The 19,188-nt window shown below is 55.0% G+C and carries 15 protein-coding genes; 10 read left to right on the top strand and 5 right to left on the bottom strand.

Translation table 11 applies throughout. The features are described from left to right. Positions 1-27: 27 nt before the first annotated feature. From VK738_05275 to VK738_05250, 6 genes are all read left to right on the top strand, one after another. A complete protein-coding gene (locus VK738_05275; GenBank protein ID HTD22042.1) occupies positions 28-1,791 on the top strand; it encodes an ABC transporter substrate-binding protein in 1,764 nt (587 codons plus the stop codon). Next, positions 1,791-2,384 (top strand): sigma-70 family RNA polymerase sigma factor, encoded by a 594-nt coding sequence (locus VK738_05270; GenBank protein ID HTD22041.1) that lies wholly within the window; start codon positions 1,791-1,793, stop codon positions 2,382-2,384. Before VK738_05275 ends, VK738_05270 begins: the two co-directional genes overlap by 1 nt. Beyond that, positions 2,381-5,278, top strand: coding sequence for a CHAT domain-containing protein (locus VK738_05265; protein HTD22040.1), 2,898 nt, complete (start codon positions 2,381-2,383; stop codon positions 5,276-5,278). Before VK738_05270 ends, VK738_05265 begins: the two co-directional genes overlap by 4 nt. A 142-nt stretch (positions 5,279-5,420) precedes the next feature. Then, on the top strand, positions 5,421-6,071 hold the full coding sequence (locus VK738_05260) for a hypothetical protein (GenBank protein ID HTD22039.1): 651 nt from the start codon (positions 5,421-5,423) through the stop codon (positions 6,069-6,071). Between the two features lie 20 nt (positions 6,072-6,091). After that, positions 6,092-7,477 carry a S8 family serine peptidase gene (locus VK738_05255; protein HTD22038.1) on the top strand — a complete coding sequence of 462 codons (1,386 nt, stop codon included), beginning with the start codon at positions 6,092-6,094 and terminating at the stop codon, positions 7,475-7,477. Between the two features lie 8 nt (positions 7,478-7,485). Then, positions 7,486-8,172: an HD-GYP domain-containing protein gene (locus tag VK738_05250; protein ID HTD22037.1), complete on the top strand. Its 687-nt coding sequence runs from the start codon at positions 7,486-7,488 to the stop codon at positions 8,170-8,172. A 34-nt stretch (positions 8,173-8,206) separates the two neighbouring features. Here VK738_05250 and VK738_05245 read toward each other — a convergent pair whose 3' ends face one another. From VK738_05245 to VK738_05225, 5 genes are all read right to left on the bottom strand, one after another. Then, positions 8,207-9,115: a hypothetical protein gene (locus VK738_05245; protein HTD22036.1), complete on the bottom strand. Its 909-nt coding sequence runs from the start codon at positions 9,113-9,115 to the stop codon at positions 8,207-8,209. 73 nt (positions 9,116-9,188) lie between these two features. Further along, on the bottom strand, positions 9,189-12,776 hold the full coding sequence (locus VK738_05240; GenBank protein HTD22035.1) for a CHAT domain-containing tetratricopeptide repeat protein: 3,588 nt from the start codon (positions 12,774-12,776) through the stop codon (positions 9,189-9,191). A gap of 82 nt (positions 12,777-12,858) precedes the next feature. After that, positions 12,859-13,473, bottom strand: a complete 615-nt coding sequence (locus VK738_05235; GenBank protein ID HTD22034.1) for a sigma-70 family RNA polymerase sigma factor — start codon at positions 13,471-13,473, stop codon at positions 12,859-12,861. A 264-nt stretch (positions 13,474-13,737) separates the two neighbouring features. Next, entirely contained in the window at positions 13,738-14,421 is a 684-nt protein-coding gene (locus VK738_05230) for a hypothetical protein (protein HTD22033.1), read from the bottom strand. Positions 14,422-14,605: 184 nt separating this feature from the next. Continuing rightward, on the bottom strand, positions 14,606-15,325 hold the full coding sequence (locus VK738_05225) for a CPBP family intramembrane glutamic endopeptidase (protein ID HTD22032.1): 720 nt from the start codon (positions 15,323-15,325) through the stop codon (positions 14,606-14,608). 150 nt (positions 15,326-15,475) lie between these two features. On the opposite strand from VK738_05225, the gene VK738_05220 reads away from it, so the two are divergent. The 4 genes from VK738_05220 to VK738_05205 form a co-directional block, all read left to right on the top strand. Continuing rightward, positions 15,476-16,132 (top strand): TetR/AcrR family transcriptional regulator, encoded by a 657-nt coding sequence (locus VK738_05220; protein ID HTD22031.1) that lies wholly within the window; start codon positions 15,476-15,478, stop codon positions 16,130-16,132. A gap of 467 nt (positions 16,133-16,599) precedes the next feature. Beyond that, positions 16,600-17,592 (top strand): deoxyhypusine synthase, encoded by a 993-nt coding sequence (locus VK738_05215; GenBank protein ID HTD22030.1) that lies wholly within the window; start codon positions 16,600-16,602, stop codon positions 17,590-17,592. Positions 17,593-17,667: 75 nt separating this feature from the next. Beyond that, a complete protein-coding gene (locus tag VK738_05210) occupies positions 17,668-18,579 on the top strand; it encodes an alpha/beta fold hydrolase (GenBank protein HTD22029.1) in 912 nt (303 codons plus the stop codon). Then, positions 18,576-19,188: histidine decarboxylase, pyruvoyl type (locus VK738_05205; protein HTD22028.1), on the top strand; the 613-nt coding region annotated here is incomplete at its 3' end. The genes VK738_05210 and VK738_05205, both read left to right, overlap by 4 nt.

Raw genomic sequence — 19,188 nt, 5'->3', positions numbered from 1 at the left:
CAAAAGAACAGCCCTGAAGGAGAAAGCATGCAAGCGTGTCTTTCACGGTTCCTCATAATCCTGCTCACGGCCGTATGTTCTTGGGGAGCAGCTGCGAGCATCTCTCCGCAATCGCGCCAGCCCAATGAAGAGCTTCTCGTTACTGACAACGAGATCGGGCAGTACGGAGGCAAGATTGTTACCGCCTTACGCTCCGAGCCGAAGACACTGAATCCGGCCATAGCAACGGACGGTCCTTCACGGGAGGTGATCGGCCGCATCACGGCTGATCTGATTCATATCAACCGTGCCTCACAGCAGACTGAACCTGCGGTGGCCAAGTCATGGAAGGTGTCGTCCGATGGTCTGCGCTACACGTTGCGACTACGGAAAGGACTGCGCTTTTCAGATGGACTTCCCTGCGATGCCGACGATGTAGTCTTCAGTTTCCAGGTTTATCTGGACGAGAAGGCCCACTCGACGCAGCGTGATCTGCTGATTGTGGGCGGCAAGCCTATTACGATACGCAAAATAGATCCGCTGACTGTGGTTTTTGAACTAAGCCAACCTTATGCCGCTGCTGAACGGCTCTTTGATGGTTTTGCCATTCTGCCAAAACACATTCTGGAAAAACCGTATCAAGAGGGGCGCCTCGCGCAGGTTTGGGGGATTAGCAGTCCGGCGGCGGAGATTGTTGGGCTGGGGCCATTCCGGCTGAAGGAGTATGTGCCGGGACAACGCATGGTTTTGGAGCGCAATCCCTACTACTGGAAAGCGGACCACAAGGGTCAGCGCCTCCCCTATCTGGATGAACTGGTCTTCCTGTTTGTCCCGAGTGATGATGCGCAGGTCATCCGCTTCCAGGCCGGCGACACAGACGTTTTGAGCCGGATAAGTGCAGAAAACTATTCCGTTCTCGAGCAGCAACAGCAGAACCGAGGTTTTCGGCTCTATGACCTGGGCCCAGGCCTGGAATACAATTTTTTGTTCTTCAACCTGAACACCAATTTACCCAAGGATTCCACCATCGCCCGCAAGCAAGGCTGGTTCAAAGATGTACGCTTTCGGCAGGCGGTCTCGAACGCCATTGATCGCGAGGGCATTGTTCGCCTGGTTTATCGAGGACACGGTGCGCCTCTGTGGACAGATGTAACTCCGGCGTACAAACTGTGGGTGAATCCCGCGATTCCCCATCCGGCGCGCTCGCTGGAAAAATCACGGGAGCTGCTGAAGGCTGCAGGGTTCTCCTGGAAGAGTGATGGCACGCTGGTGGATGGCAGCGGCGATCCAGTTGAGTTTTCCATCGTAACCAGCGCCTCAAATGCACAACGCACCCAAATGGCCACCATCATTCAAGATGATTTAAAGCAACTAGGGATGCGAGTCCAGGTTGTGCCCCTGGAATTTCGCGCCGTCCTGGACCGCGTCTTTCAAACCCATGATTTTGAAGCTTCGGTGCTGGCATTGGGCGGGGGCGATGTAGACCCCAACACCAAGATGAATGTTCTGGTCTCGTCGGGCGCCAGTCATATGTGGGACCTGGGCGAGAGCCAGCCAGCCACGCCGTGGGAGGCGGAGATTGACCGCCTGATGAAGCAACAAATTTCCACGTTGAAATTCACGGACCGCAACCGTCTTTACGGACGCGTGCAGCAACTGGTGTACGAAAATCTTCCTTTGATCTGCATTGCGAGTCCGAACATTCTGGTGGGGGCAAAAACCACGGTGGGCAACTTCCAGCCGGCGATCCTGGACCATTACACGTTGTGGAATGTGGACCAGCTCTTCGTGCATTCTCCGGTGAAACACTAATGCAGGCGACTATTGCCCAATCTGTCGAGGATCGTAAGCGGCCCCTCTCGGATACCCAGTTGGTGAAGGCGTGTTTGCGGGGAGATGAAGAGGCATGGTCCGCCTTGATCAACAAATACAAAAACCTGATTTTTTCTATTCCCATCAAGTACCATTTTTCGCAAGAAGATGCCGCCGATATTTTTCAGGCGGTCTGTGCCGATCTGATTTCAGAGCTGCCCAACTTACGGAAGCCCAAAGCACTGGCGGGATGGCTCATTCAGGTCACCTCTCACAAATGCATTCAGCGTAAGCGCCAGGCGGAGCGCTACGCCAGCCAGGACCCGGAACTTTCAGAACCCGCCGCTGCCCCGCACGAAATTCCTGACAATGTGCTTTCGCAGGTGCAAGACGAACAGATTCTGCGCGAAGCTATCCAGGAACTTCCACCGCGCTGCCGCGAGTTGGTCCAGATGCTTTTCTTCGAATACCCGCCTCGTCCATATCAGCAAATTGCGGAGCAGTTGGGGATTGCCACCGGCTCCATTGGCTTTATCCGTGGACGCTGCCTGGAAAAACTGCGGCAACGCCTGCAGAAGATGGGTTTCGAGTGAACCAAAAAGGGTGCTTGGTAACTCCGGCCAACGACGGGAGCAAGCCCTTCGCTGAAGAACTCGTGCCGGAGCTAGCTAAGCTTGCCGATGATGCAGCCCGGCACGACTTCCTGGGAAAACACCCCGAACTGGTGAGTGAAAGCGCCGTCCATGAACTTACTGAGCTTGTGCGGCGATATGCCCGCGTAGATCCGCGCCAGGCGCTGGCGATAGCAGAGTTCTCGGTCACAGTCGCGCAAAAGCTTAACAATCGCGAGGCCCTGGCGAATAGCTTATTGGCCAAGAGCAATGGCCTCTATGTCGTCGGCCGAAACCGGGAGGCGCTGGAATACAGCGCACAATCGCGCGAGATCTTCAGGAGCCTGGCTAAGAACACAGATGTGGCTCGCGCCCTGAATGCTTCGATCCAATCGCATATCCTGCTGGGAGAATACGAACAAGCGACGGCTGCGGCCGAGGAAGCCCGGCAAATCTTTCGGGCCGAAGGCAACGAATGGAGGCTGGCCCGGGTTGAACTCAACGCGGGAAACATATTTTATCGTCAGGACCGCTTCGACGAAGCGTTGGGTTGTTACGAGCGCGCCTACCAATATTTTCTGCCGCTCAAGGAGAAAGATCCGGAGGCGGTTGCCGTCGCTTTGCACAACAAAGCGACTTGCCTCATCAGCGTGAATGACTTCCCGCGCGCACTGGCGACCTACGAGGAAGCCCGGGTCTTCTCCGTACAACACAACATGCCGACGGTTGTGGGTCACGCTGACTACAACATTGCCTGGCTTCATTACCTGCGCGGAGAATACGGCAAGGCGATTGATATGCTGCGTGCCACCCGGGAAACCTGCCGAAGCAATGAAGACCATTATCACTTCGCGCTGTGCCACATGGATCTCTCTGAAATCTACCTTGAACTGAACCTGGCGGCCGAGGCAGCGGAAATGGCGGAGGCGGGCGCTAAACTCTTCGAACAGCTTGGTCACGGCTATGAGACAGCAAAGTGCTTTGCAAATCTGGCCATCGCTTATGGACAGCATGGGCAGGCGTTTCGGGCGATCGAGATCTTCGCCAAGGCCCGTGACATCTTTCTCCGCGAACAGAACCGGGTGTGGCCGTCGCTCATTGATCTCTACAAAGCATTGCTTCTGTTCAATGAAGGCCGTTACTTCGAAGCGCGCCGCCTGTGCGCCACCGCCCTGGAGTTTTTTAGCAACTCAATCCTTCCGGGCAAAGCAATTCTTTGCCGTCTTTTGATGGCGCGGCTGCATGCGCAGCTAGGTGACTTTGCGCCAGCAATTGATGAATGCAGGACTTCGCTTGAAATACTGGCGAGCATGGAGATGCCGGTACTGAACTACCAGGCGCAGTTCCTCATGGGAAAGCTGCAACTGGCCGACGGGAAAACGACTGAAGCCTATGCATCCTACCAGCGGGCCCGCGCAGCCCTGGAAAATCTGCGCAGCGCACTGCACGGAGAAGAGCTGAAAATCGGCTTTATGAAGAACAAGCTCCAGGTTTATGAAGAGCTGGTTGAGCTGTGCCTGACGCGCGGCGAGAGCGGCGCCGAAGAGGCCTTCCTTTACATGGAGCAGGCCAAGTCGCGCAGTCTGTTGGATTCAATGTTCAGGCCGGGGTCTACTTCTACCACGGTGAGCGGACAAAGCCAGCTTGTGAGAAATATCGCCGAGCTGCGCGAGGAGCTGAACTGGTACTACCACCGCATCGAGATCGAGCAACTCCGGCACGAAGAGCGGTCTTCCGAGCGGGTTTCAGAATTGCTCTCGAAGGCGCGGGAGCGGGAAGACGAATTGCTGCGGGCACTGCGTGAGGTCTCCTCCGCAGAGAGCCACCCTGCGGGCTTGCGCGCTCCGGCGGCGGTGAGCTTGCAGGAAATCCGTAGAACATTGGGTATGGATGAAACCATACTGGAATACTTTTGCGTCCGGGACCGCATCATGGTCGCGCTGCTGACCCGCAGCAGCCTGGAAATCCTTCCGGTAACCGTGGTTCCTCGGGTGAGCAATCTTCTGCGATTGGTGCAGTTTCAGCTATCGAAGCTGCGCCTGGGTCCGGAGTATACCCGGACTTTTGAAAAGGCCCTCCTCCGTGCTACCCAGGAGCATTTGCGCGCGCTCTACAACGAGCTGATTGCGCCTTTCCGCCAGCGGCTACAGGGACGTCATCTGATCTTTGTTCCCCATGACTTGTTGCACCATCTGCCCTTCGGCGCCTTGTTTGATGGAGAGCGATACCTCATTGATTCGTTTTCCATCTCCTATGCTCCGAGCGCCAGCATTTATAAGCTCTGTCATGACCGTGTCGCCTCTACCGATGGGGCTTCCCTGTTGCTGGGGATCCCTGACGAAGCGACACCCTGCATCACGGATGAGATCCGTTCGGTGGCTGCAATTCTTCCTGATGCACAGGTTTTTCTCGGGACGCAAGCAACCTCCGAAGTTCTTCGGCAAAAGGGACAGAACAGCCGATTCATCCACATCGCAGCCCATGGTTTCTTTCGCCAGGATAATCCCATGTTTTCGGGCATCAGGCTGGGTGACTCGCGTTTAAGTCTTTATGATTTGTATCAACTCAGCTGGCCCGCTGAATTGGTGACCCTGAGCGGGTGTGCGACCGGACTTAATGTGGTTGCCGGCGGGGATGAATTGCTCGGACTGGTGCGGGGATTGATCTATGCTGGAGCACAGTCTGTGCTGTTGACGCTGTGGGACGTACATGACCGAAGCAGCGCCGAGTTTATGAAATTCTTCTACCGGCGATTGCTCGCCCACCCCAACAAAGGGACGGCGTTGCAAGGCGCGATGCTGGAATTGCGGGAGCAGTACCCGCATCCCTTTCATTGGGCGCCATTTACCTTGGTCGGCAGGGTATCTGCCAACTAGCTTCGGGTACCCAAAAAAAATATTCACTCCCCTATATTTTTTGGCTGCCTGCTTGCCCTTTATTCATATACCGGAACTAGAGGTGTTCCGGGCGCCACCCGTCTGGGAGTTATCAGCATATTCCCTTTGGCCGAGGAGAAAGATGAAGCACTTTGCTATGCAAGAATGGGTTGATTTCGTTCGTGGAGTGGTGTCGGAGGAGCAAAGCCTGGCAATGCAAAAGCACCTGGATGACGGGTGCTCAGATTGCCGTAAGCCCCTTGAGACCTGGAAGCGCGTAATCGAGTGTGCAGACAGGGAAAGGTCTTACCAGCCGCTCGACGCTTATGTTCATACAGCCAAGGCGCGGTTTGCCATGAGCCATCCCAAAGAGGTGCGGGAAATTTCCTATGCGGAGTTGATATTCGATAGCTTCGCGCAGCCGGTGGCCCCAGGCATCCGCAGTAGCTTAAGCCGCGCCCGGCAACTGGTGTTCCAAAAGGGACGCTATAGTATTGACATGCGCATAGCGCCCCAGGCCGATCGCCTGGCCATCGTTGGACAGGTGCTCGATTCCGGCCGAGCCAATAGCGCACTTGGCGACATTCCTGTTCGCCTCTTGGCTTATAAGCAGCAGACCACAACCAGTCATTTAGGGGAATTTCAGTTCGAAGTTGAACAATTAGAAAACCTGGAACTTTTGTTTGTGATGAGCGAAGAGCGTGATTTGATGATTTCCATCCCCCTTTCCCAGGGGCCGTCACTCGGGCTTCCCCGAGTGACGGTTTTTTTAGATGACAAAAGAAAGGTTTGACGAGACGATAAGGTAGAGCTATGAAGCGCTTTTTGTGGTTGTTCATTCTAATTTTCGTCACGGCAGCAGCAAAACCAGCGGCGGCTGATACCCGGGTTATTGTGCGCGATACTTTGGGCTCAGTGGCAATGAATATTGCTTGCAGCCTGCTGGGCTGCAATGTGCAACGAGGACTTGGCGATCCCGGCGGACAGCTATTCCTGGTTACCTTCCCAGACCCATTGGATCCAGCCCTCTCCATCGCACAGCTTCTGACCCTGCCGGGAATCACCGCTGTTGAAATTGACCAGGTTGTGAATGTTCAAGGTGGAGCCACTGCGACTGCTCCGCCCCCTGCGCTTTACGACAACGCTCCCATGGACTACTACGGCACCACAGTCAGGCATGGGTACGTGTATCAGCCGGCCAATCAGATCATCCGAACCCTGGAGACGCAAAGCCAATTTGGGACCGCAGGGGCCGGGATTGTGGCGGTGATTGATACCGGCGTAGACACAACCCACCCGGTGCTGCAACCGGTAGTGGTCCCCGGCTACGATTTCGTTCACAACACCAACAACGCGGACGAAAAGGGTGACATAGATCAGTCAACGGAAGCGGTTTTGGACAGCGATAGTGGCCAGCCGTGCCGAGTGAATCAATCCACGGAAGCGGTTCTCGATCAATCCACCGAAGCCGTGCTCGATGGCAATCCCGCGTACGCTGCTTTTGGCCATGGCACGATGATTTCCGGCGTGGTCCATCTGGTAGCTCCCCAGGCGCAAATCATGCCGCTCAAAGCGTTCCGAGCCGACGGTACGGGTTACGCCTCTGACGTCCTGCGCGCCATCTACTATGCTGCCAGCCATAATGCCAAAGTCATCAACATGAGCTTCAGCTTTGCACAGCCATCACCTGAGTTGAAGAACGCAATTGACTATGCAACCAACCGGGGATTGGTTAGCGTTGCCGCAGCAGGCAATGATGGCCTGCAAACCACGGTCTATCCTGCCGGTCTCAAGAATGTCATGGGGATCGCTTCGACCGACAACTACGATGTCCGTTCCAGCTTCTCCAATTATGGATCCTCGCTGGTGTGGGTCGCTGCGCCCGGCGAAGGGGTCGTGACTGTGTATCCCTTCGGACATTATGCGGCCGCGTGGGGAACATCCTTCAGTACACCTTTTGTTAGTGGCACTTCGTCTCTGTTGGTAGGTGTTTCACCGATCGTCAATGCGTCCATAGCTCAGTCCGCGATCTCACATGCCAAAAGCGTGAATGATCCCGGACTGCACTATGGACGGTTGGATACCTACCAGGCAGTACAGAATTGGTGGTTGGCCGTAGCCCAATGCAGCCTCTTGTGCCCTGTCAATAGCGTTAACTATAGATCGAACACCTTATCGTTATCGTTATCGTTGCATTAAGGTCCATCATGATCTCGGATTGCGCCAATCAATTCCACCAATTCACCCCGGTTTTGCTGCGGGTGAAGGAGCTTGAAGAGCGGAATATTGCTCTGCGCAACTCGGTGATTTGCGCATTCAACCAACTGCTTGATCTTAAGGACCTCAACACCGGAGTTCACAGCACCCGACTGGCGGAGTGGGCGGTTCGCGTTGCACGGGAGTTGAATATTCCGGAAAAAGATCTCTATCAATTCGAGGTCGCCGCGCTCCTGCACGACGTTGGGAAGATTGGTGTGCCCGACGCCATCTTGAAAAAGCCCGGGCGCCTCACCCCGGAAGAGAAGGCACTGATGGATAAGCATCCCGAATATAGCTGGTCCATCTTACGGATGTTCCCTGACTTGGAAGAGGCCAGCTTGTTCGCCCTGCATCACCACGAAAACTACGATGGCAGCGGCTACCCCGGGGGCTTGAAAGGCGAAGAGATCCCTATCGGCTCGCGCATCGTCTCGGTGATTGACGCCTTCGATGCCATGATCTCCAACCGCTGCTACCGTAAGGGCTTAGGGCACGAAGAAGCTATGCGGCGGCTGGATTGCGACAGCGGAACCCAGTTTGATCCCGTGGTCGTGAAATGCTTCATTTCGATTGCCAGCCTCGAGGTGGCAAACGTCTTTGCCGCAACCGGAACTAGCGCTACAGTTGTTTTCTGATCCCGACACCTCGTCTTAAGTAGATCGCTTTGCCCTAGCGTTTTCTGCGCCTGGGGTTTGATCCAGGCGGATTCAGACCCATGATTGGAGCTTCACAATCGCTTCCCGGCCCCACCATCAAGGGATGTTTGTGACCGGGTTTTGGGGTCGAAATGCATTTTGCGGGATCAAAATTACAAGAACCCGGATCAAAGTTGGCACAAAAGTCAATGCCATTGATTTCAGTCTGCATCCACGGATACATGGAGAGCATCTGGCTCCAAACTTTTTTTGCATGCTTGTGCTCTGGATCAGGATGACGGTCCAGGGGAGTGAGATGGACTCCAAGTGTGGCTTCTTTCAGGCTGGCGTCATTCGTGAAACAGGGCGTGAAGAAAGGGGGCTTGCTCGGGTCAGGACCAGTGATGGCTACGCCATTCAGGTTCACATTCTGGTAGACAAATGACCAACCGCTGCAATAAATAGCGAACTGCGTGCAGTAAGGGTCGGTGACGCCAGGGGCGCAGATCATCTTTGCCGCCGTGGGGCGAACCCCGATGATAATGTCGGGAATAGGCACGAACAGATTAAACAGAGGATCAGATCCCTTGCCTGCACCCTGCTCGTAGTCGAATGACGATGTGCCTGAGCGACAGGGGCCATCGGTTGGAGGTACGTATCCATTGATCGCCAGCGTAAGGTTCGTTCCAGGATCAACATTGACGGCGATCTGATTAGTGGTTGTGCCAAACCAGGGTTGGTGCTCTGCACCGTGACAGTCAGGTCCCACGGGCGGGACCATTACCTTGATATCCTGGGTTTCCTGCCAGAAGCAAAACGGCCCGTCAAATGTGACGACCAGGTCCAGGGGTGGTTGAGTGGGGCAGCTCAGGGCAGAGGCGCGAAGAGCTGGGGCTCCTAGCATCAGGGCTCCTGTTGCTTTGAGAAGGTCACGTCGTTTCATTGATGTTCTCCCTCGATTGTTTTTTGGAAACAGATTAAAAAACGAAGCCTTTCTTGAGATCCCTTCAACTGAATCAGGCTCTGCCAAAAGCCGAGAATGCCGCCCAATAATATGGATGCGCTCTCTCCGGCTTCCTTCGGAAGGAGTCGGCAGCAGTCTGCACGGCGTCAGCAACGCTGCCACCGGACAAGAGAGAACTGTAAAAAAGCTCCACAAAGTCCGCGGTGGCCATGGAATCCACGTTCCAGCGGCTGGCGAGAACGTTATGGGCGCCAGCCTGCAGAAACTCACTGACCAGGCTATCGGATTCTGACGTCTCACTCGGTTTGGCAGTTCCGCACGCCGAAAACACCGCTAACTTCAGCGTGCTCAATTGGTGCGCGTCAAATACACGGGCCTGGTTGGGGCCAAGAGGGCCATCCGCCATGAGCATGGCTGCGCCATCGTGGCTCAAGCCAGAATGACCTGCAAAGTGAAAAATCACGCTACGGCCCAGCTCTCCACCTACGCGGGAAATCTTTGCCTCGCCGCCAGCCAGTACGGTGGGCTTGATGAATTTTTCGGCCACTCGGTCGGCCTCTTCCATTGCACCCGGCGGTGGGTCAAGAGAGCCATCCGTACTAGTGGGAGCGGAGGCGATGAGCGCGTGGTCGGAAGCGCGAATGTTGGGGGTGTCGCTCGCCGAATCGCTGGCTTGTACGGAGGAGGCCACTGTGACTGTATAGCTTGTTCCAAAATAAGCTCCTGCCGGATCGATGAGGGCTTCCATCGGCACAACTCCCAGGATCCCATCCGGTTCGATGATCATATGGCCGGATGCCGGGAGCCACTGCCTGACCGGTTGAATCAGCCAGGTGTACAGGTATTGAGCGTCTGCCCGGAGGTTGGACATGTCTGAATCGGGTCGCGCGCATTCGCCGATAAAATTTTCGGCAGTGCGGCGCAAATCCTTCGGTGATACGGACAGATAAACAGAATGGATTTCGCTGGGACGGCGAACCCAGATCATGAGGCCATCAGGGGTGAAAGCGTAGGTGAGGGTCCTGGTTTCAGAGAATATCTGTTTTTGCGAAGCTAGCTGGACCTCGGAGGCGGTAACGAGTTTCGGAGGTACGGAAGCATGATCAAGCAAGGCACCTGTGGTTGTGGTGCGAAAATGCTCCCAGGTATTCAGCGCTGACTGCTGGTTTCCCGCGCGGAGCTGAAGCTGGGTCAACATGATATAGGGCTGCCGGTGCTGTTCGATCCAAGCCAGGCGTTCTCGCCAGGTTGGCAACGAACGAAGACCACCTTCGGCAATGCGGATAGCCTGACCAAGGAACTGTTGGCCCGATTGCGCGTCCCCCGAGCGAATTTCCAGGTCGGCCAGAGTGTCGTAGTACTGAAATTCCACGTAGCGATTCGATAATTGCTCAACCTCAGGCAATGAAGCCAACAGGTTTGCTGTAATTTCAGCCGTGTTGGCGCCGCGCAATGCTTCTACCTGGGCAAGGCTGATGCGCGCCTCCAATTCGTGCCAGCGCACCGATTCAGCTTGCGGCGCATTTGCAAAAATCTGCTGGGCTTCGCGGAACTGCGACTCCGCCACCTGCACCTCGCCGAGTCGCAGAGCGGCATCGGCAAGACGCATACGCTCCGAGGCTTCAACCAGACGGTTCGAACTTTCAGAGCGGAACCCCAGCGCCTCAAAGGCAGCAGCAAAGCGAACGTTGGGATGGCCCAGCCGTTCCGCCATGAAATCCAGCGCTACATAGAAAGAGTAGGCGCGCACGGCCGGCAAGTTTGAATTCCAATAGAGGCCAAGACCTTCGTGAATTGCGGACCAGGCGCTGGATTCGTTCCCAGCGTCGGATTCCAAGGTTGCCAGCAACATCATTCCCCGCAGATACAAACTTTGGTAATCGTGGCTCTTGGCTGTTCTCAGCACACGCTGCGTGAGTTCTTTCGCCGGCCCAACCTGGCGATTCATGTTGGAACAAATGGCCTGTTCCAGAAGCAACTGCACTTCGAGCACAGCATAGCTGTGTTGCTGGGCGGCCCCAAGGTTCTCACCCGCGAGCGCCTGGCATAAATCGGCCTTGGACTCGAACTGCAGCGCGTAAGTTTGCTCAAATCGTGATGCCAGCGCGCCGGCCACGTTGCCTGACTTCTGGAAGATCGCTGCCGCCTGTGCGGCCGCCGTATAGGCTTCGTCGTGATGGCCGCTATGGTTGGCGGAAGAACTCTGGCCTAAAAGTTTCATGGCGCGTTGAGAATCTGGCTGGCCGGCCTGGAGCAGCATATCTGTGAGAAATTGATCCGAATGCCTGAACTTCAGTTCATTCGCCAGCGCCAGCGCCGTCTGGTAATTCTCGTCGCGATCCGTGGCTGCGGAAATCTTGGGCAGTATCTGGCGCTCGGCAACTTCCAGGTATTCTTCGATCCCTGTGGCCTGCCTGGTCTTCAGATCTTCCTTGAACTGGGCAAGTGTCAAGCGCTCGGGTACGTGCCTTGAACTGCGCTTCTGCTCCCGTTGACGAAGCTGTTGCAGACGTTGCTCGCCTTCTTTCTTCCAACCGGGATCGGTTTCGACTTTCAGAAACTGCTCCCAATCGGCAATGGCGCGATCGTAAAGATAAAGACGCTCGTAAATGATGGCGCGATTAAAAAGGCCGACAGGATTGTTCGGTTCCATGCGGATCGCGTCGCCGAGGTACTGCAGGCCGGCTTCATAGTCAGCCGGGCTGGAAGTGGCTTCCGCTCGTTCAAACTGAGCGGTCGCCAGGTCGACCAGCAAGTAAAACGAATTTGGCTGGAGACGCAAGGCATGATTCAGGGTTTCAATGGCCGGCTGGTAGTCCCGGTTGAGCAGGTCCGCCTCCGCTTTCTCGCGAAGAAGGTTGGGATCATCTGGAGTTTTCTCCAACCCTTGTTTAATAAGGGCTTCAGCTTCCAGCAGTGCTTGCGGGCTGTTGAGTTGCGATTGCCCGTTGGCCCGTTCCACCTTAATGGGGCCATAGCCAGCGCCGGGAATGCGTAGGTCAACTGTTCTTTGCTGCGAGTAAGCGATGGCAATCAGCTTTTGCGGAGAGCTGGGGCGCAGATACGAGAAGAGTCCTATACCTACGGCTAGTGCAAGCGCGGCAGCCAGCCCGGCATAGGCCCATTGGCGCGGGGCGAACAGCCAGATTTTTTTGCGGCTGGAACTAACCTTGGGGGTCATATCGGCCGGGGGAAAAACGGCCCGCGAAGCCATTTGCGCTGCAAGGGCATGCTGCCACCCCTCGGTTCCAGATTCAAGATGTTGCAGAATATCCGGGGGCGCCGGCTCACTGGATGCGGTAGCTTGCAGCGCGTACATCAATTCTTCAGCGCACGCTGGACATGATGATGCATGCTTGAGACGTTCGAGAGTCTCATCACGGGGCAATAATCCAGTGGCAAGCTCGACCCAGGTAGCAGAAGCCGAGCATTCATTTTGAGCTTCATGGCCGGGCGCTCTGCCAAGTTCATAAAGTCTGGACCTGATTGTTATGTAATCTTCTTTAATCTGGGCACACTGGGGACAATGGTCAATGTGTTCCTGCAACTCCTTCTCAAGGCCGGGTTTCTCTGCACCGGCACTGGAGAGCAGAACGCGCCAAATCTCTTCTGGCGCCGGATGCTCATTGGCCTCTCTCAATTCCAACCTCCTACTATTGACGACAATTCTGGCATTATCCCTTTCATATATCTTTGATATCTTTACCTTTAAAACAAGCCGCTTACGAAATCCGTCCGACTACACGCTTTCTTAAGCGCTCGGTTAACCTGTGCAGGCAGCTTTCGACGCCCTTCTCGGTGAGCTCGATGCTTGGGATTTCTGCAATTGTCTTGGCCGTGAAGCCTTGCCGATAGTAAAGTAGGAATACGACCTTATCCCTTTCTTTTTCAGCGACTTCGCCAATCAGATCTTCGATCTCCCGCAGCAACACCGTATCCTCTGTGGGGCTCTCCTGTCCCTCCACTCTTAGTGAAACATCGAAATCCGTATTATTCAGAAGCTTCGAGCCTCGTTTGGCTGCGTTGTGGCCCTTAAAGTAGTCGAGGGTAACATTGTAGGCAACTGCCTTCAGGAACCCATAAATGGCGTCGTTGTGACGGCTTTCGAACTCGCGCAGTCGCCGGAATTCCTGAGTACAGAGTTTCAGGTAGGTTTCCTGAACCAAGTCGTCAACCAGGGCGGGGGAAACGAGCTGCCACCGACTCGCGGTGCGCGCTACTACCCCTGCAATCAGAGGCTGGAACCGACGCACAAACTCCTCCCAGGCTGCTGAGGTCCTGGTAGCAATGCACTCCGCGATCAGGTCACTGGAATTAAGTTTGCCGTAGTTGGTCAAGTGGCGGTTGCCGATTTTACAACGAAAATACTGTGTTCGCCAAAACTAAGATTAGCCATGCTGTGCCGGTTGAGGCTTTTGATCGGATTGCTTCGCGTCTTTTTCGTGCGGTCAAGTGTGAAGTCAAAAATCCAGCGGGGTTCTAATAAATATCCGTCCCAAAATGGAACTAGTTTCGAAATGGCAACCACTAAAAAATACACGACTTACCCCAGTTTTGAAGGCGTGAACCTTTGGCGATGGCGAAGTCCGCCAATGTTTCTGTTAGTGATTCAGTAGAAGCAGTTCTTCAAGTAGCGGCCGTGGAATCCTGTTTGCCTCGTGATATTTCTCAAAGTAGATGGCTCGCACAAGGGAGGTAAGGGCTGAGTCGTCAGGTACCGATCCGCCGGGGGAGCACCGAAACATCAGGTGCATAGGCACCGAAGCAACACCATCCACCGGGGGCTGAACGTAGGTTCCCAATAGAACATGCGCGCCAAGGCGTGTGAAGAAAGCAACGCGGCGATGATGTTGTTCGAGCTCCTGCCGGCCTGAGGCAGGGTCAGGGATTGCAACTTCCCAGACCATGCCTGCGGGCCTTAATCCCCTTTCCAGGTACCGCTGTGTGCCCGTAGACCAGATTCTTTCGAATAAGTCTCTACCCATGTGACGGGAGCGCAGCTCTGGAGCAACCGCGAGATAAACAAGGAAAAGAACGGGAGGTTTCCGCAGTAAATGGCTGGTAGCAAAACCAACCGTGCTGGCGCCATCGCGGGCGCGAACCGCAAGTCCGACGCCGTTGCGAAGGCTTTCCAAAATTACGTTGCGAGGTTCGCGTTCCGAGGAAGGAAACGAAGAACCGTAGAGCTGCCAGAAGGCAGCGTCATCTGCCAACGTGTCGGCAGAGGGAGAATCAAAGATGAGATCAGGCAAAGCTTGCAGCATCAGGCAACTGAACTCAGGCAAGCACAACATCTGCGTGCACTGAAGGAGCATACATGCAGATGCGGTGAAACTCCTTCGGTACTCCGTTGGATACCACAATCTCCTGAGAATTACTACCTGGGGCAGGGTCTGGTAGTGGGGTCATTTTGGAAAAGCATAGTCGCATGAGTGTGAATGGATTTGTTTCGGTGTTGCCCGTCGATTCTTAGGATGGTGTATCAGCCGGAGGCCGCAATATGGCCAGCATGCGCAGATCCATCATGCCATGGAACATAATCGGAAGCAGAAGATTTCCGGTCAGCAGAAACAATAGGCCAAAAAGAATGCCGACGATCGCAGTCCCTGCGACTCCGCCAGCACCCTGATAGAGGTGGTGAACTCCGAAGATGACTGAGGAAATCAGCAGCGCCGGCGTAAGATTCAGCGCCCAGGGGAAAACGTGTAAGTAGTGCAGTATGAAGCCGCGGAAGAGAGTTTCTTCGCAGACTCCCGCTGTGATGCTAACGAACACCCACCAGTGGCGCTCGGTCCAGGTTGCGGGCAAGAAGTAGCTGAACGATTTTAAGGCGGCAGCAGCGGAATACTTCAGTGGCCGCTTCGTGAGCTTTTTCCAGATCACAACGCCGACCGGAAGCACCACGATAATAATAACAGCGATCGCGATAAGCGCTTCTACCAGGTAGCGAACCCAAGGGTGCAGTAATAGCCAGGAGATTTCACCGGGCGAAGGGCTGATGGTGAACAACGGGCGGAAGCCAATGGCAACAACGGCAAGCGCAGTGGCAATCCACATCCAGGCGCAAAGCATCTTATAGTAGCGAATTTTATGTTCGGAACTGGGATTACGCTTCAACTTCGGGATGGCGTACAAATCCCAAATAGGAGCAACGACCAGGAGAAACAAGAAAAGCGGGTGCTGCATCATAAAAATCTCCTCAATGCGTTTACCGGTGGGACAAGGCCCCGAAAAAGTGCGCGCGGTACGTGTTTGCTTCGCGTAATGTAAATGTATATTTACATTTACATTCGTGTCAAGTATTATTTAGCCGAGCTGATATAGATATAAAGGACGGCCATGGCCAACAAGACACTCGCTCCCCAACAAACCCGCAGCCGGGAATCAGTGCGTAAGCTGTTGAAGGCAGCGGCGGAAGTCCTGGGACAGCACGGACTAGAGGGCGCCACTATTCCGCGTATTGCCCAGCACGCGGGATTGACGCCCGGGGCCATCTATCGCCGTTTCCCTGACAAGGACGCGCTGCTCGAAACGGTGATCGTCGGCATCATGGAGCGTAATGACGAGAGGCTGCGCATGATGCTCACTCCCGCCATGGCGCGCCAGATTCCGCTGGCCGTGTTTGCCGAGCAGCTCATCAATAACATGCTGGTCAGCTACCGCGCCAACGCCGGACTGATGCGTGCCCTCCGCCAGTTCGCGCAGGGCCGCGATCACACCTCGTTTTACAGGAAAGTGACTAGGCTGGAGATGCGCACACACCAATACCTGGTCGACTTGTTTTTGTTGCATCGCAAGGAGATCAAACATCCCGACCCGCAAATGGCAACGTCTTTTGCCCTTATGATGCTGATTAGCGCTTTGATAGAACTGATTTTCGTGGATCATGATATGCGGAACTGGCAGGCTGTGATTCCAAGAGACGACCAGCGGCTTAAGAGCGAGCTCCTGCGCTCATTTCTGGGCTACTTAGGCATCGAGCGGAAGGGCTCCTGAGCGCTGCACTAATAGCGACGGCCCCAGCCCACGCCAGGTCTCTCAAAATCGAGCGAATAAGCCCCTCCGCAGAAGTGGCCGCCATCATAATTCGATTTCAAGCCACTACGCGGTAACACCCGGTTTATCGGCAAGCCGGAAGCTATCCACAAACGGGCTTGTGGTCATTGACGGATCGACTCCCAGATCGTCGGCCATCCGGAAGTGATCCCGGACTGGGCTTCCAGACTGACCCACTACCTAGGGTCTGCTTCAATCAATTTCATTTCATCGACGAAGGAATTTCATTGGAATTAGCGTTTAGTACACGGAGAGATGAGCCTGCCGTCGTTCGATCATCGGCGAATTCTCAATGAACCAAAACAGGCGAAGAGATTGATTGCTGCCGTTTCAGGGAGGTTCCCATTCAGCTACAGAACTCAGATTACGCGAAGTTTGACAAAAAGGTCACAGAACGCGAGCGAGAGGTGAAGATCCTTCCGGAAGTCAGGGGCTACGATTTTAACCGTAGATTTGATCTCAAGGAATTCTTCGCCAGCCTGGGAAGCACCGGCATTCAGGCCAGCAAACTGGCCAAAGCTATTGAGATCGTGAAACATATGGTGGCAGACAAGGCCACCATATTCCTGACGTGCACTTCGAATATGGGCAGTTCCGGGGTGCGGGACATCATTCGATATCTGGTGCAGCACAAGCATGTTCATGCGTTGTGCATGTCAGCAGGCGCGGTGGAAGAAGACGTCATTAAGACGCTGCAACCTTTCGTACTGGGTGATTTTGCCGCATTAGGTAAGACCTTGCGCGAAGAAGGTTTTGGCCGAATTGGAAACATCTTTGCACCCTATGACCGCTACATGGATTTTGAAGGCTTCATGCAGCCATTCCTGGAACGCATCTACCAGGAATCAAAAGCCCGGGGAACGCCCTTTTCCGTATCGGAATTTATTTGTGAGTTGGGCAAAGAGGCAAACCATCCCAGTTCAATGCTCTACTGGGCAAGCAAGAACGATATTCCAGTCTTCTGTCCAGCCATTACGGATGGAGCCATCGGCGACCTGCTGATGTTCGCCAGAATGCGACATCCGGACTTTTATCTGGATATCGTGGGGGACAGCCATCGCATTTTTAAATTCGTCATCGCCCAGCAGAAGACGGGCGCAATCATCCTGGGCGGCGGTCCGGCGAAGCACTTCGTGATGAATGCCAATATTTTCAGGGATGGCCTGCATTACGCAGTCTATATCTCAACCGCCGTGGAATACGACGCCTCGGATAGCGGCGGAAATCCGGAAGAGGCCATCTCCTGGGCGAAGATCAAACCAGATGCCGAACACGTCAAGGTGAACTGTGAAGCGAGCATCGCATTTCCGTTGCTGGTCGCCGCGGTTTTTGCGGTCCCTTCGGATGAGAGTGGAAACGTGAATGGAAATGGAAGTCATGCTCGACCAGGAGATCTCTGACAAGTGCGCCCTTGATCGCCGTATATCGATACCGCGCCAAGAGGTGTACAGACCAGAAGCAAGAGACAAGAACAGATGCAAAGCATTCGCCACGAACCAGTCAACGCGGATGGTCCGGCAATCGCAAACTTGCCGGATACGGACAGTCAACATCCAGCCGCCATGGTGGAGCTGGCTATCCCGGTCGCAGGTACGCAGATGAATGGCCACATTTATCTTGCCGCCGGCGAGGGGCCTCATCCGACCGTAATACTCCTCCATGGTTATCCGGGCAACGAGCGTGGCCTCGATCTCGCTCAGTTTCTGCGGCGCGATGGAATGAACGTTCTCTTCTTTCACTATCGGGGCGCATGGGGCAGTGGCGGTTTGTTCTCCTGGAAGAATTCGGTTGAAGATGTGCTGGCGGCAATCCGATTTTTGAGGTCGTCTTCAGCAAGAGCGGGCTACCGCGTGGACCCTGAACGCATCGTGCTTGCTGGCCACAGCCTTGGCGCCTGGCTTTCGATTTACGTGGCAGCGAGTGAGCCGGGGGTGTGCGCTGCGGTGGCGATGGGCCTTGAGAACATGGGCGCGGACGCCAAACTCTACAAGACCGACACACAGGAGCGCGTTGCCTGGCTCAAGTACCTGCAAGCCACTGTTGGGGAGGGCCGGCCGATTCGCGCCAAGAGCGCGGAGTTTCTTTTGGAGGAGTTGCTGGAGCACGCGGACCAATTTGACCTGCTTGCTCAAATCGACGCGCTTCGTGATCGTCCTGTTTTGATGGTGGGCGCCACGCACGATTGGGAGTTGCCGGTAGAAGAACACCAGCATCCGCTCGCTGCCGCTTTGCTGGAAGCTGGATCGTCCTCCGTTGATGATGTTGTGCTGGAGGCCGACCACTCTTTTTCCAGTTGCCGGATTGAGCTTTGCTCAATTGTGCTGGACTGGCTCAAACGCCACGTAATGCCAGTTGGGAGACACACTGTTGCTCAGGGGTGTTCATGAAATCAGTAAAGACAAGAAACCCGGTTCTGAACCAGAGGTTGGCGACGAATGGCAACCGCGAGTTTTCGCTGGAATCAGTGGTGAACGGCGCTGTGGGCCCGTTGCCAAGACACTGCATGGGCTATATGAATCCAGGAGCAAGTGGCCACGGCTACATCAATGTGATGAAGCTCTCCGTCGCAAAGATGGATGCTTCACTGCTGCATGCAGATATGGAACAGATCTATTCCGAAATCTATTCCTACGACCGATGTGAGGTAGATGGGGCTTACCTCGGACAGACCAATGGACTGACCGCGACGTCATTCTCCGGGATCAATGGCGCAATCTGGGGCTATCACCTTGCGAAAGCGCCGGGTATCGCCGGCGGGACTCTGCAGCCTATGTTCACGTTTCCCGGGCCTCAGTTTCCCAAAGACCAGCACTCGACGCCATCACGCAAGTCAGTGCCGGTATATCCGATTGGGCCGATCCTCGATGCGGGCGAGCGGCTGTTGGGCCGGGTTGATCGTCAGGGTCAAATCCACCACGACCGCCGGCGCTTTCCACCACTTCCCGGTGCACACATCATTAGCGCGAACAAGGACGCGGGTTCGCATGGACCCGCCT

It is taken from the genome of Terriglobales bacterium (assembly GCA_035487355.1).
GTDB lineage: Bacteria > Acidobacteriota > Terriglobia > Terriglobales > Acidobacteriaceae > QIAW01.
Note: the sequence above shows the minus strand (reverse complement) of the source record. Positions and strands in the feature narration are given on the sequence as shown.